Origin of the sequence: Nonomuraea cavernae (assembly GCF_014646355.1) — a bacterium.
In the GTDB taxonomy this organism is placed as follows: Bacteria; Actinomycetota; Actinomycetes; order Streptosporangiales; family Streptosporangiaceae; genus Nonomuraea; species Nonomuraea cavernae.
Genome location: NZ_BMNH01000021.1, coordinates 109,118 through 121,695, shown reverse-complemented (window position 1 = coordinate 121,695; position 12,578 = coordinate 109,118). Strand labels below are relative to the sequence as shown.

Here is a 12,578-nt window from a genome sequence, read left to right as displayed (position 1 = left end):
CACCGACGGGCTCTGCCAGATGACGGCTATGAAACTCCTCCCGCTCCGAGCACACCTGGACACTATAGCTCTGGCGTATCTATAGGTCTAGCTCGTATCCATACACTCTAGTGAGCGTCTGCTTTGAGCGGTCATGTACGCTTTCGTCTATAATCCGAACGTGCTTGACCGTGACGGGCCCATACCTATCTACAAGCAGGTCGCTGATCTGATCCGCGAGCAGATCGAACGCGGTGACCTCAGAGCGGGCGACCCCGTGCCGAGCGAGGCCAAGCTTGAGAGGGATTACGAGATCGCGCGCACCACCGCCAGGCGCGTGGCTCGCGAGCTACGAGAGCAGGGCATGGCCTACACCATCCAAGGTGAGGGCACATTCGTCGGGCAGCCTGGCGCGCCACGTGCCCCTCGGAAAGTCCCGATGTACCAGAAGATCGCCGAGGAGATCGCCGAGCGAATCCAGCGCGGCGAAATCGCGCCGAACAGAGCGATCCCCGGCGAGAAGGTCATGATGCGGGAGTACGGCGTCGCCAAGGTCACGGCGCGACAGGCGGTGGCCCACCTCAGAGAAGAGGGCTGGGTGTTCACCGTCCCCTACCGGGGCACTTACGTGGCCAGCCCAGACAAGTGGCCCGGCGGTAAGGGGTCCTAACGCTCTCTCTGCGTATAGGCGCCCGTTACCCTGAGTGCATGCTCGACCCCGAGAGCGACACCCATCTCTACCTCCAGATCAGCGAAACCATCCGTGCGCGGATCGTTCAAGAGCTCTCTCCGGGCGACCCTGTGGTGAGCGAAGCGCAGATCCAGCTTGAATTCGGCGTAGCCCGCACCACCGCTCGCAGGGCGATTCGCGTGCTGCGCGACGAAGGGCTCGTCCACACCGTTCAGGGCGAGGGGACCTTTGTGGGCGCTCTCGACCAGGCGCCGCGCACCCCCCGGAAGGCTCCGCTCTACCAGCACATCGCGCGCGAGGTGAGCGACCAGATCAAGGCCGGAGAGTTCCGTCCTCGCCGTCCGATCCCAGGGGAGGCGGCAATGGTGCAACGTTACGCCGTCGCGCGGGAGACGGTGCGACGCGCGCTGGCACTGCTACGAGAGCAAGGATGGATCTACACCGTGCCGCAGCGAGGCAGTTATGTCTCACCAGAGGAGCGCTGGCCTACAGACTGACCAGGCGATACCAGAGGCAGACGACCGTGGACGAGTCGTCGATCTGGCAGCCCTCGGCCGCCCAGAAGCGCCGGTGCACCTCGCGCCAGTGCTCGATCGAGCGATACCCCTCGCCCTCCGCCAGCGCGAACTCCCAGGGCACCCCGGCGAACGGCACCAGCCGGATGCCGACGACCTCGACCACGGCCACGCGGGCCCCCGAGTCGTCCACCACCGCCAGCCGCTCGCCGATGTGCTCCAGCGCCTCGTTCTCCGCGTGATAGTCGAGCTCCAGCAGCCCCGCCGTGGCCTGCTTGGCACCTGACAGGGTCAGGTCGGTGAGCTCCCTGCGCATCTCGCCCGGAGTCCCCAGCTCCATCACGCGGAGTCCGTCCATACGTCCCCACATGACGCGGATCGTACGTCAGAAGACCGGGATGATCTCCTCCGGATCGATGAAGTCGACCGGCACCCCTTCGAGGTCCAGCTCGGGGATGGCCGGGAAGTCGATGCCCCATCGCTCGACGATCGCGCGGACGTGGGCCATGGCGATCCGCCAGTTCTCCGCCTGCTCGTCGTACGACAGCACCCCCAGCCCGGCGTCGCGGGCGTGGTCCATGAGGACGCGGTGGTTGGCCAGGAAGTACGGCGGGAGCTCCCAGAAGCCTTCCGGCGGCTCCCAGAGGATCATCGACAGGAACACGAACCCGGCGCGGAGCTGGCGGGTGATGAGCGAGCGGGTGTCGTCAGTGAGCCCGGGCCACTCGTTCTCCAGGATGGTCATGCAGATCTGCAGGTGCCGGGACTCGTCGCGGCCGATGCGCTGGAACATCTCGTCGAACACCGGGTGGCGCGTGCCCGACGCCATCCCCCTGAACAGGGTGGACGCCGCCATCTCGCCCATCATGAAGCTGGTGAAGAGCACCGGCAGCGAGTACTTGCCCACGGCGGCGGTGTAGCCGGTCCAGTAGCGGCCGCCGTTGTGGTAAAGCCAGCCGATGTTGTTGTGCGCCGCCTTCTCCAACTCGTCGGACGGGGTCCAGTCGAGGGGGCCGCCGGGCCAGAGCTTCGCGATGGTGCGCTGGCAGCATTCCTCGTGGTTCATCTCGTCACGCGTGATGGAGAAGAAGCACTTCCTGACCGGGTCCTCCTCGTGTTTCTCGAACGCCTGGATGGTGGCACGGGCGAACACCGCCGGCCCCGAGGCGTCGAAGTTGGCCAGGACGGAGAACCAGTACATGATTCCGAGCCGCTGCTCGCGGGTGAAGTCGCCGGGATCGAGCGCGTCCCAGGGCAGGTCGGCCGGGTTCCAGAGTGTTCGCTTGGACTTCTCGTAGATCGCCGCGAGCTTGGCCGTCTCGACTCGCCACTCCATCGGGTAAATGTTCGGCTGGGGGATCTGCGGTGCGGGCCAGAAGCCCTCTTCCGGGATCGTGAGGTCAGCCATGTGACACCTCCACCCCCCATCCTGCGTGTCGGCGTCACGGCTTTCAAGTACGCGCGCGCTGGGTCGCGGCGACGCACACGAGGACGGCCACCGCCGCGGCCAGCGTCGCCGCCCCGAACCTCTCCCCCATCAGGAACCAGGCCCACACCAGGGTGAGCAGCGGCTGGACGAGCTGGGTCTGCCCGGCCCGGGCGATGCCCCCTCTGGCGAGTCCGGCGTACCAGGGAAAGAAGCCGAGGAACATCGAGACGAGTCCCACGTACGCGAACCCGGCCAGCGCCTCGGCCGACGGCTGGACGGGAGTGGTCAGGGCGAGCACGACGCCGCTGGGAACGGTGACCGGGAGGGACAGGACGAGGGCACGGGAGATGACCTGCCAGCCGGGGGTGTCGCGGGACAGCTTGCCGCCTTCCGTGTAGCCGACGGCGGCCGACAGCAGGGCGCCGACGAGGAGGAGGTCGGCCCAGGCGGCGGTTCCCTGGTCGCGGGTGAAGGTGAAGGCCGTGATGGCGAGGGCACCGGCCGTACAGGCGATCCAGAACAGCGGCCGGGGACGCTCGCCGGCGCTCAGGACGGCGTAGGCGGCGGTGGCGGCGGGCAGCAGGCCGATGACGACGGCGGAGTGGGCGGTGGTGGCACCGAGGTCGAACGCCAGGCCGCTGAACACCGGAAAGCCGAAAACCACACCGAGGGAGATCAGCGCGTAGGAGCGCCACTCGCGGCGCGGCGGCAGGAGCGGGACGTTCGCGGCTTTCAGGCAGATCAGGGCGATCACACCGGCGACCGCGGCCCGGCCGAGGGCGACCAGCCAGGGGTCGAAACCGCGCATGGCGTAGACCGTGGCCGGAAAGGAGCCGGAGAAGGCCAGCACGCCCAGGAGGGCCAGCGCGGTGCCCTGCCGGGCGGCCCTGCGCGAGGACCGGGCGGACGCGGATGGGACCGCTATCTCCCCAGCGACGATAGCGCTATTCTGTTCTCTCATGAACAACGATAGCAGTATCGCTCAGATTACCGCGATGCTGCGCGAGGAGGTTTCCCGGCTGCGGCCGGGAGACCGGCTGCCGTCCAGCCGGGAGATCATGCGGCGGCACAACGTGAGCCCCGTGACGGTGTCCAGGGCCATCGGCCGGCTGGCCGCCGAGGGCAGGGTGGTGACCCGGCCCGGCAGCGGCGCCTTCGTGACGCACCGGCCGGAGCGGCCCGCCGACACCGCCGACTTCTCCTGGCAGACCGTCGCCCTGGGCGACCGCGTGGTCGACGACTCGGCCATCGCGGGGTTGCTCGACCGGCCGCCCGAGGGCGTGGTGCCGCTGACCGGCGGCTACCCCCATGCGGGGCTGCGGCCGGACAAACAGCTCGCCGCCGCCGCGGCGCGGGCCGTGCGCAGGCCCGACGCGTGGGCGATGCCCCCGCTGACGGGCCTGACGGAGCTGCGCAGGTGGTTCGCGGCGCAGGCGGGAGGCGACGTGACCGTGGCCGACGCGCTGATCGTCAGCGGTGGGCAGGCCGGGCTCACCTACGCCTTCCGGGCGCTGGCGGCGCCGGGCACGCAGGTGCTGGTGGAGACACCGACCTATCCGGGAGCGCTGTCCTCGGCGCGGGCTGCCGGGCTGCGCACGACGGCCGTGCCCATGGACACCGAGGGCGTGCGGCCCGACCTGCTCGCCGAGGCCTTCGCCGTGACGGGCGCGCGGGTCTTCTACTCCCAGCCCACCCTGCACAACCCGACGGGCACCACGATGCCGCGTGAGCGCCGCGAGCAGGTGCTCCAGGTGGCCCGGGCGGCGGGCGCGTTCGTGATCGAGGATGACTTCGCCCGGTTCCTGACCGAGCAGGCGCCTCCGCCGATGGTCTCGATGGACCCCGACGGCACCGTTGTGCACATCTCCTCGCTCACCAAGGTGCTCTCACCGAGCATGCGGGTGGCGGCCGTGATCGCGCGCGGTCCGGCCGCGCACCGGCTGCGGGCCGGCCAGCTGGTGGAGTCGTTCTTCGTGGCCCGGCCGCTGCAGGAGACGGCGCTGGAGTTCGTCGGCTCGCCCGCGTGGCGGCGGCATCTGGCGACGATGCACGCCGAGATCGCCACCCGCCGCGACGCGCTCGCCGCCGAGCTGGCCGCGCGGCTCCCGTCCGCCGAGCTGCACCTGCTGCCGAGGGGCGGCATGCACCTGTGGGTACGCCTGCCGCCGGAGACCGACGAGCGGGCCCTGGTCGAGGCCGCGCAGCGCAACGGCGTGCTGGTCAGCCCCGGCAGGATCTACTATCCGTCGGAGCCGCCCGGCCCGCGCATCCGGGTCACCCACATCGCCGCCGCGCACCTGGCGGAGCTGGCCGAAGGCGTGCGACGGCTGGCTCAGGCGCTGGCCGACACCTCGTAAGCGGCCGGCTCAGGCGCTGGCGAACACCTCGTAGTGGTCGACCGTCAGCTCGCGGTCGACCAGGTACGCCTCGTCCTCCGGATAGAAGACGGCCTTGCCGGGGTCCTCCCCGGCGAACGCCCTGACCGCGTCCCACGACTCCCAGAGCGAGATCAGGAAGAACTCCGCCCGGTCGCCGGCGTCACGCCTGGTGAACTGGACGCCCTTGTTACCGGGAGTGGCGGTGTAGCCGGGGAATCCGGTGCTCATCAGGTAGGACTCGTAGGCTTCGGCATCGGCCGCGTGGGTCCAGCCACGCCAGGTGCGAACGATCATAGGGACCATCATGCTGCAACCTGCTATTGCCGTACAGTGGTGACATGCTGGCGCCTGCGGAGCTCGTGCGTGACTTCCTCAACACCGTCGATCTCGAAGCAGGCACGGAGGAGCTGACGTCTCCCGCGGAGCTGGCCGTCTGGCTTCGCGAGCACCACCTCATCGGGCCGCTCGACCGGGCGGGCGACGACGATCTGGCCACCGCGGTCGCGCTGCGCGAGGGACTGCGGGCCGTGCTCAGGCGGGAGCCAGCCGAGCTCCCGCTGCTGCCGCTCAGGGTGGCGGTCGGTGAGCGGCCGGAGCTCGTCGCGGTGGAGGGCGGTGTCGCGGGCGGTCTGGCCCGCATCTCCGCCGCGGTCACCGACGGGTCCTGGGAGCGGCTGAAGGTGTGTGCCGAGCACGGCTGCCAGTGGGCGTTCGTCGACGTGTCGAAGAATCGATCTCGTTCGTGGTGTTCTATGCGGGTCTGCGGTAACCGCACCAAAACACGCGCTTACCGGGCTAGGAAGCAGGGTTCGCGTCGTCCCCAAGGTTCAAACACCGATACGGTGTAACTCGTGCCTTGTGGCATGACGGCAGGCGAAGGAGCGGGCCGAGATGGCAGACGTAGGCGTCCGGGCGGCCCGGCGCGAGGATGTGCTCCAGGTGGCGAATGTTCAGATTCGTGCCTGGCGCTACGGCTATCGGGATTTCCTTCCCGAGGGTCCACTTGAGCAGATGACCGGTCCCGCAGCCGAGAAGATGTGGCTGCGCCAGTGGGACGAGGCGATCGTCGCCCCACCCACGTCCAGGCATCGGGTGCTGGTCGCGGTGGAGACCATCCTCGACACCGAGGGCTTCCCCGCGCTCGGGGCGGGCGGCAGCGCCGCCCTCGCCACTCCGCGCGGCGGTGAGCGCGTGGTCGGCCTGGCCTCCCACGCTCCCGCCGAGGATCCCGACCTCGATCCGACCGTGGTGGCCGAGATGCTGACGCTGCTGGTCGACCCCGACTTCGTACGCCGCGGCCACGGCAGCCGGCTGCTCAACGCGACCGTCGACCACCTGCGTGACGACGGCTACCGGCAGATCGTCACCTGGGTGTTCGCCGACAACTACGCGGTGCTGGGTTTCCTGGAGTCGGCGGGCTGGGGCGAGGACATGGCCGAGCGCGTGCTCGACATGGGCCGCCCGATCCGCATGGTCAGGCTCACCACCGACATCAGCTAGAGGACATCCCGACATGGCAACCACCGGCCAGTGGGTCGCCGGCGCGCGCCCCCGCACCCTGCCCAACGCCGTCGTGCCCGTCATGGTCGGCACCGGCGTGGCCATCGGAGAGCAGGGCTTCGTCTGGTGGCGGGCGCTCCTCGCGCTGCTCGTCGCGCTGCTGCTGCAGATCGGCGTCAACTACGCCAACGACTACAGCGACGGCATCCGCGGCACCGACGACCAGCGCGTGGGCCCGATGCGACTGGTCGGCTCGCGGGCCGCCACGCCGCGCCAGGTGCTGACCGCCGCACTCGGCTGCTTCGCCGCCGCGGCCGTGCTCGGGCTGGTCCTGGTGGTCGTCACCCGTGGCTGGTGGATCCTGCTGGTGGGCGCCGCCGCGATCGCCGCCGCCTGGTTCTACACCGGCGGCAGCAGCCCCTACGGCTACCGCGCCCTGGGTGAGGCGTCGGTCTTCGTGTTCTTCGGCGTGGTGCCCGTGGTCGGCACCGCGTACGTCCAGACCGAGCAGCTGTCCTGGACCGCGCTGGTGGCGTCGATCCCGGTCGGGCTGCTGTCGTGCTCGATGCTCGTGGTCAACAACCTGCGCGACGTGAGCACCGACAGACCGGCCGGCAAGCGGACCCTGGCCGTGGTGCTGGGCGCCCCCCGCACCCGCACCCTCTACGCGGCCTGCCTGATCGTGCCGTTGGCGATCGCGCTGGGGATGATCCCGGTCGCGCCGCTCGCCGCGCTCGCCGTGCTGGCGGCCCCCCTGGCCGTCCCTCCCGTCCGGGCCGTGCTGCGCGGCGCCGAGGGGCCCGTACTGATCGGCGCGCTCCAGCAGACCGGCCGGCTCCAGATGGTGTACGGCCTGCTCTTCGCGATCGGCCTGGCCATCGCCCTGTAGGCCCCGTCAACCGCGCATCACCACGCGGGGCGCCACCTCGATGCCCAGCTCACGTTCGTGCTCGACCAGGGCCCGCAGCTCCGGGCCCCACGCGGCCTCGGGCAGCGCGGTGAAGCCGTGGCGTTCGTACCAGGGGGCGTTCCACGGCACGTCCCGGAAGGTGGTCAGCGTCACCGCCGGCGCACCGGCGGCCAGCGCGTGCTCCCGCACCGCCGCGATCAGCCTCCCGCCGATGCCCTGCCGCATGCACGAGGGATGTACGGCCAGCTGTTCCAGATGGAGGTTGCCGTCGACCCAGCCCACCAGCGCGAACCCGGCGGGCGGCTCCCCCTCGACCAGCACCGAGCCGGGATCGGCCACCTCCTCGATCTGGGTGGTCCCCGGCGGGAACTCGATGCCCACCTGCTGGAAGAGCCCGTCGGCGGCCAGCTCGACGGAGATCAGACCGGACAGTTCGCTGGATTCGGCCCACCGCACCATGGCGACACGGTCTCATGTCCGGGCGGATCCGGTCACTGTATTAATGTGAAGATCGTGGCTCGGCTGTGCGGAGCCGAGACCCCCTCCCCACTTCGTGCCCACCGCCTGCCACCAGGCCGTGGGCACGTCGTGTTCAGAGGTCGAGCAGAGGCTCCAGGCCGAGGGTGAGGCCGGGCAGCTCGTGTACCCGCCGGATGCCGAGCAGCACGCCAGGGGTGAACGCCGCGCGGCTCATCGTGTCGTGCCTGATCGTGAGGGTCTCGCCGTCACCGCCGAGCAGCACCTCCTGGTGCGCGATGAGGCCCGACAGGCGTACGGCGTGCACGTGCACCCCGTCGACGTCGGCGCCGCGCGCTCCGTCGAGCTCGGTGCTGGTGGCGTCGGGCATGGCGCCCAGCCCGGCCTTGGCCCGCGCCTCGGCGACCAGCTCCGCGGTGCGGCGGGCGGTGCCGGACGGGGCGTCGGCCTTGTTGGGGTGGTGCAGCTCGATGATCTCGACCGACTCGAAGTGCCGGGCCGCCTGCTGCGCGAAGTGCATCATGAGCACGGCCGCGATGCCGAAGTTGGGGGCGATCAGGGCGCTGGTGCCGGGCGAGGCGGCCAGCCAGCCGCGCACGGTGTCGAGCCGCTCTGCGTCGAACCCGGTGGTGCCGACCACCGGCCGGATGCCGTGCTCGATGGCCCACCGCAGGTTGTCCATGACCACGTCGGGATGGGTGAAGTCGACCACCACCTCGGCCCCTTCGAGGCCCTCGATGGCGTCGTCCTTGTCGAGCGCGGCCACCAGCTCCATGTCGGGAGCCGCCTCGACCGCCTTGCACACCTCGACGCCCACACGGCCCCGGGCACCGAGCACGCCTACCTTGATCACAGGGTCAACCCTATACGGCCACCCGGACGCGGGCCCACCCGAGGGCCCGCGTGCGGGCGTACGTCAGCGGATGGCGTCGGAGAAGTCCCGGTCGCCGTAGGGGCCGATCACGGCCAGCGTGAGCGGCCGGCTCAGGATGTCTCCGGCCACCTCGGCGATCTCGTCCGGGGTGACGCCCTCGATGCGCCCGAGCACCTCGTCGATGGACATCAGCTCGTCGTAGACCAGCTCGTTCTTGCCGATCCGCGACATGCGCGAGCCGGTGTCCTCTAGGCCGAGGACGAGCCCGCCGCGCATCTGGCCCTTGCCCCGCATGATCTCGTCGGCGCTCAGCCCGTCGGCCACCACCCTGGCCACCTCGTCACGGCAGATCTTGAGCACGTCGTCGATCTTCGACGGCAGACAGCCGACGTAGATGCCGAACTGCCCGGTGTCGGCGTAGCCCGAGGTGTAGCTGTAGGCGGAGTAGGCCAGACCGCGCTTCTCGCGGATCTCCTGGAAGAGCCTGGACGACATGCCGCCGCCGAGCGCCGCGTTGAGCACGCCGAGCGCGAAGCGGCGGTCGTCGGTGCGGGCCAGGCCGGTCGTGCCGAGCACCAGGTTGGCCTGCTCGGTCGGCCGGTCGAGGACCATGGCCCGGGACCGGGTCTCGGCGCCCGGGCCGCTCGTGCGTGGCGGATCGAACTCCGGCGGCCCGTCAAGGGCGCCCGCCCGCTCGTAGGCGCGGGTGACGAGCTCGACGACCTCCTCATGGCGGATGTTGCCCGCCACCGAGACGACCGTACGGCGTGGCTCGTAGTGACGCCGGTAGTACTCGGCGATCCGGTCGCGGTCGAGAGAGTTGATCGATTCGACCGTGCCCAGGATGGGCCGCCCGATCGGCGAGTCGCCGTAGAGGGCCGCCGCGAACTGCTCGTGCACCACGTCGGACGGGTCGTCGTCGTGCATGGCGATCTCTTCGAGGATCACCCCGCGCTCGGACTCGACGTCGTCGGGGGTCACCAGCGAGCTGGTCACCACGTCGGCGAGGACGTCGACCGCGACCGGCAGGTCCTCGTCGAGCACCCGCGCGTAGTAGCACGTGTATTCCTTGGCGGTGAACGCGTTGATCTCGCCGCCGATGCCCTCGATGGACGCCGAGATCTCCATGGCGTCACGCGTGGGCGTGCCCTTGAACAGCAGGTGTTCGAGGAAGTGGGTGGCTCCCGTGTGCTCGGGGGCCTCGTCACGCGAGCCGATGCCGACCCACATCCCGACCGCGACGCTTCGCACGGTCGGCATGGTCTCGGTCACCACGCGCAGCCCACCGGGGAGGACGGTGCGCCTGACCACCCCGGCCCCATCGCGGCCGGGGTGCAGCGTCACGGTGATCACGGGACCTCCTTCGTCGGCCCCGTGATCGAGATGCTGCGTCTAATCGTTCCCTCGCAACGCTCGGTCACAAGACCTCCTTCGTCGGCCCCGTGATCACCGTGCCACCTCGAATGGCTCCCTTGGTGAGCTCGATCACGAGTTGCGGTCGTCGCCGTCGTTACGGGGAGCGCGAACGCGGGTGCGGGTGCGGCGGGGCCGCTCCTCACGAGGCTTGTCGTCGGCCTGCGCGGCCTCGCCCTCGTCGGCGCCGGACTCGCCCTTGGCCTCCTTCTCGGCGGCCTCCTTCTCGATGACCTCGACCGGCACCAGCGAGAGCTTGCCCCGCTGGTCGATCTCGGCGATCTCGACCTGGATCTTCTCGCCGACGCTCATCACGTCCTCGACGTTCTCGATGCGCTTGCCGCCGTGCAGCTTGCGGATCTGGGAGACGTGCAGCAGACCGTCCTTGCCGGGCATCAGCGAGACGAACGCGCCGAACGCCGCGATCTTGACGACCGTGCCCAGGTAGCGCTCGCCGACCTCCGGCATGTGCGGGTTGGCGATGCCGTTGATCGCGGACCGCGCGGCCTCGGCCGACGGGCCGTCGGTGGCGCCGATGTAGATCGTGCCGTCGTCCTCGATGGTGATCTCGGCGCCCGTGTCGTCCTGGATCTGGTTGATCATCTTGCCCTTCGGGCCGATGACTTCGCCGATCTTGTCGACCGGGACCTTGATCGTGATGATCCGCGGCGCGGTCGGGTTCATCTCCGCCGGAGAGTCGATCGCCTCCTGCATCACGTCGAGGATCGCCAGGCGGGCGCCCTTGGCCTGCTTCAGCGCGCTCGCCAGCACCGAGGCGGGAATGCCGTCGAGCTTGGTGTCGAGCTGGAGCGCGGTGATGACATCCTTGGTGCCGGCGACCTTGAAGTCCATGTCGCCCATGGCATCCTCGGCGCCGAGGATGTCAGTCAGCGTGACGTAGTTGTCGCCGTCACCGATCAGGCCCATCGCGATGCCCGCGACCATCGCCCGCAGCGGCACACCCGCGTCGAGCAGCGCCATCGTGGAGGCGCAGACCGAGCCCATCGAGGTCGAGCCGTTGGAACCGAGGGCCTCGGAGACCTGCCGGATCGCGTAGGGGAACTCCTCACGCGCGGGCAGGACCGGGATCAGCGCCCGCTCGGCGAGCGCGCCGTGGCCGATCTCGCGGCGCTTGGGCGAGCCCACCCGGCCGGTCTCACCGGTGGAGTAGGGCGGGAAGTTGTAGTTGTGCATGTAGCGCTTGGTGCGCTCGGGGTTGAGCGTGTCGACGTTCTGCTCCATGCGCAGCATGTTGAGCGTCGTGATGCCCATGATCTGGGTCTCGCCGCGCTCGAACAGGGCCGAGCCGTGCACCCGCGGGACCACCTGGACCTCGGCGGACAGCGCGCGGATGTCCTTGGTGCCACGGCCGTCGATGCGCAGGCCCTCCTTGATGACCCGCTCGCGCATGAGGTTCTTCATCACCGAGCGGAACGCGGCGGAGATCTCCTTCTCGCGCCCCTCGAACTCGGGCAGCAGCTTCTCCGCGGCCAGCGCCTTGACCTTGTCGAGCTCGGCCTCGCGCTCCTGCTTGGCGCCGATGGTCAGCGCGGCGGCCAGCTCGGTCTTCACCGCGGCCTCGACCGCGTTGTAGACGTCGTCCTGGTAGTCGAGGAACACGGGGTACTCGGCCGTCTCCTTGGCCGCCACCTGCGCGATGCGGGCCTGCGCCTCGCACAGCACCTTGATGAACGGCTTGGCGGCCTCAAGCCCCTGCGCGACGGTCTCCTCGGTGGGCGCGACGGCGCCGTCGGCGACCAGCTTGAGCGTGTCCTTGGTGGACTCGGCCTCGACCATCATGATCGCGACGTCGCCGTCACCTAGCACCCGCCCGGCCACGACCATGTCGAACGTGGCGCGGGCCAGCTCGGTGTGGGTCGGGAAGGCCACCCACTGCCCGTCGATCAGCGCGACGCGTACGGCGCCGATCGGACCTGAGAACGGCAGCCCGGCCAGCTGGGTCGACAGCGAGGCGGCGTTGATCGCGACCACGTCGTAGAGGTGGTCGGGGTTGAGCGCCATCACGGTGGCGACGACCTGCACCTCGTTGCGCAGGCCCTTGACGAACGACGGGCGCAGCGGCCGGTCGATCAGCCGGCAGGTGAGGATGGCGTCCTCGGACGGACGGCCCTCACGCCGGAAGAACGAGCCGGGGATGCGGCCCGCGGCGTACATGCGCTCCTCGACGTCGACCGTCAGCGGGAAGAAGTCGAGGTTTTCCTTGGGCGACTTGGACGCGGTCGTCGCGGACAGCACCATCGTGTCGCCGTCGAGGTAGGCGACGGCGGAACCCGCCGCCTGACGGGCCAGACGACCGGTCTCGAATCGGATCGTTCGTGTGCCGAACGTGCCGTTGTCTATGACGGCTTCGGCGATGTGGACACCCTCCACGGGGGACCTCCTTGGTCGGTC

The 12,578-nt window shown here is 69.9% G+C and carries 14 protein-coding genes; 6 read left to right on the top strand and 8 right to left on the bottom strand.

Going from position 1 to position 12,578, the window contains the following annotated elements; all coding sequences use genetic code 11:
- Positions 1-160: 160 nt before the first annotated feature.
- Together IEY82_RS27780 and IEY82_RS27775 are read left to right on the top strand one after the other, a co-directional pair.
- Entirely contained in the window at positions 161-649 is a 489-nt protein-coding gene (locus tag IEY82_RS27780) for a GntR family transcriptional regulator (RefSeq protein WP_229697705.1), read from the top strand.
- A 38-nt stretch (positions 650-687) separates the two neighbouring features.
- Positions 688-1,167 (top strand): GntR family transcriptional regulator, encoded by a 480-nt coding sequence (locus IEY82_RS27775; RefSeq protein WP_189127181.1) that lies wholly within the window; start codon positions 688-690, stop codon positions 1,165-1,167.
- Here the strand turns inward: IEY82_RS27775 and IEY82_RS27770 are convergent.
- Genes IEY82_RS27770 through IEY82_RS27760 form a run of 3 tightly spaced genes read right to left on the bottom strand, consistent with a single transcriptional unit; the run spans position 1,157 to position 3,575 of the window.
- Complete coding sequence (locus tag IEY82_RS27770) at positions 1,157-1,555, bottom strand: ASCH domain-containing protein (protein WP_189127180.1); 399 nt, start codon at positions 1,553-1,555, stop codon at positions 1,157-1,159. The two genes, IEY82_RS27775 and IEY82_RS27770, sit on opposite strands and share 11 nt — an antisense overlap.
- A 15-nt stretch (positions 1,556-1,570) precedes the next feature.
- A complete protein-coding gene (locus tag IEY82_RS27765; RefSeq protein ID WP_189127179.1) occupies positions 1,571-2,593 on the bottom strand; it encodes a hypothetical protein in 1,023 nt (340 codons plus the stop codon).
- A gap of 43 nt (positions 2,594-2,636) precedes the next feature.
- On the bottom strand, positions 2,637-3,575 hold the full coding sequence (locus IEY82_RS27760) for a DMT family transporter (RefSeq protein ID WP_189127178.1): 939 nt from the start codon (positions 3,573-3,575) through the stop codon (positions 2,637-2,639).
- Between IEY82_RS27760 and IEY82_RS27755 the strand changes: the two genes are divergently transcribed.
- Complete coding sequence (locus IEY82_RS27755) at positions 3,574-4,971, top strand: aminotransferase-like domain-containing protein (protein WP_189127177.1); 1,398 nt, start codon at positions 3,574-3,576, stop codon at positions 4,969-4,971. The genes IEY82_RS27760 and IEY82_RS27755 overlap by 2 nt on opposite strands.
- Positions 4,972-4,980: 9 nt before the next feature.
- Here IEY82_RS27755 and IEY82_RS27750 read toward each other — a convergent pair whose 3' ends face one another.
- Entirely contained in the window at positions 4,981-5,286 is a 306-nt protein-coding gene (locus IEY82_RS27750; protein WP_189127176.1) for a hypothetical protein, read from the bottom strand.
- 44 nt (positions 5,287-5,330) lie between these two features.
- On the opposite strand from IEY82_RS27750, the gene IEY82_RS27745 reads away from it, so the two are divergent.
- From IEY82_RS27745 to IEY82_RS27735, 3 genes are all read left to right on the top strand, one after another.
- On the top strand, positions 5,331-5,840 hold the full coding sequence (locus IEY82_RS27745) for a CGNR zinc finger domain-containing protein (protein ID WP_189127175.1): 510 nt from the start codon (positions 5,331-5,333) through the stop codon (positions 5,838-5,840).
- Positions 5,841-6,003: 163 nt separating this feature from the next.
- Entirely contained in the window at positions 6,004-6,492 is a 489-nt protein-coding gene (locus tag IEY82_RS27740) for a GNAT family N-acetyltransferase (RefSeq protein ID WP_225263834.1), read from the top strand.
- A 13-nt stretch (positions 6,493-6,505) separates the two neighbouring features.
- Positions 6,506-7,381, top strand: coding sequence for a 1,4-dihydroxy-2-naphthoate polyprenyltransferase (locus IEY82_RS27735; RefSeq protein ID WP_189127173.1), 876 nt, complete (start codon positions 6,506-6,508; stop codon positions 7,379-7,381).
- A gap of 6 nt (positions 7,382-7,387) precedes the next feature.
- Here IEY82_RS27735 and IEY82_RS27730 read toward each other — a convergent pair whose 3' ends face one another.
- The 4 genes from IEY82_RS27730 to IEY82_RS27715 all read right to left on the bottom strand — a co-directional run bounded on the left by IEY82_RS27730 (position 7,388) and on the right by IEY82_RS27715 (position 12,557).
- Positions 7,388-7,861, bottom strand: a complete 474-nt coding sequence (locus IEY82_RS27730) for a GNAT family N-acetyltransferase (protein ID WP_189127172.1) — start codon at positions 7,859-7,861, stop codon at positions 7,388-7,390.
- Between the two features lie 133 nt (positions 7,862-7,994).
- Positions 7,995-8,732 (bottom strand): 4-hydroxy-tetrahydrodipicolinate reductase, encoded by a 738-nt coding sequence (gene dapB, locus IEY82_RS27725; protein ID WP_189127171.1) that lies wholly within the window; start codon positions 8,730-8,732, stop codon positions 7,995-7,997.
- A gap of 63 nt (positions 8,733-8,795) precedes the next feature.
- On the bottom strand, positions 8,796-10,103 hold the full coding sequence (locus IEY82_RS27720; protein ID WP_189127204.1) for a M16 family metallopeptidase: 1,308 nt from the start codon (positions 10,101-10,103) through the stop codon (positions 8,796-8,798).
- 135 nt (positions 10,104-10,238) lie between these two features.
- Positions 10,239-12,557, bottom strand: a complete 2,319-nt coding sequence (locus IEY82_RS27715) for a polyribonucleotide nucleotidyltransferase (protein ID WP_189127170.1) — start codon at positions 12,555-12,557, stop codon at positions 10,239-10,241.
- Positions 12,558-12,578 lie beyond the last annotated feature (21 nt).

Excerpts from the sequence above, each read along its gene's own strand:
- IEY82_RS27775 (WP_189127181.1), top strand. The coding sequence starts at position 688 with ATGCTCGACCCCGAGAGCGACACCCATCTCTACCTCCAGATCAGCGAA.
- IEY82_RS27770 (WP_189127180.1), bottom strand. The coding sequence starts at position 1,555 with ATGTGGGGACGTATGGACGGACTCCGCGTGATGGAGCTGGGGACTCCG.
- IEY82_RS27765 (WP_189127179.1), bottom strand. The coding sequence starts at position 2,593 with ATGGCTGACCTCACGATCCCGGAAGAGGGCTTCTGGCCCGCACCGCAG.
- IEY82_RS27755 (WP_189127177.1), top strand. The coding sequence starts at position 3,574 with ATGAACAACGATAGCAGTATCGCTCAGATTACCGCGATGCTGCGCGAG.
- IEY82_RS27760 (WP_189127178.1), bottom strand. The coding sequence starts at position 3,575 with ATGAGAGAACAGAATAGCGCTATCGTCGCTGGGGAGATAGCGGTCCCA.
- IEY82_RS27750 (WP_189127176.1), bottom strand. The coding sequence starts at position 5,286 with ATGATCGTTCGCACCTGGCGTGGCTGGACCCACGCGGCCGATGCCGAA.
- IEY82_RS27745 (WP_189127175.1), top strand. The coding sequence starts at position 5,331 with ATGCTGGCGCCTGCGGAGCTCGTGCGTGACTTCCTCAACACCGTCGAT.
- IEY82_RS27740 (WP_225263834.1), top strand. The coding sequence starts at position 6,004 with ATGACCGGTCCCGCAGCCGAGAAGATGTGGCTGCGCCAGTGGGACGAG.
- IEY82_RS27735 (WP_189127173.1), top strand. The coding sequence starts at position 6,506 with ATGGCAACCACCGGCCAGTGGGTCGCCGGCGCGCGCCCCCGCACCCTG.
- IEY82_RS27730 (WP_189127172.1), bottom strand. The coding sequence starts at position 7,861 with ATGGTGCGGTGGGCCGAATCCAGCGAACTGTCCGGTCTGATCTCCGTC.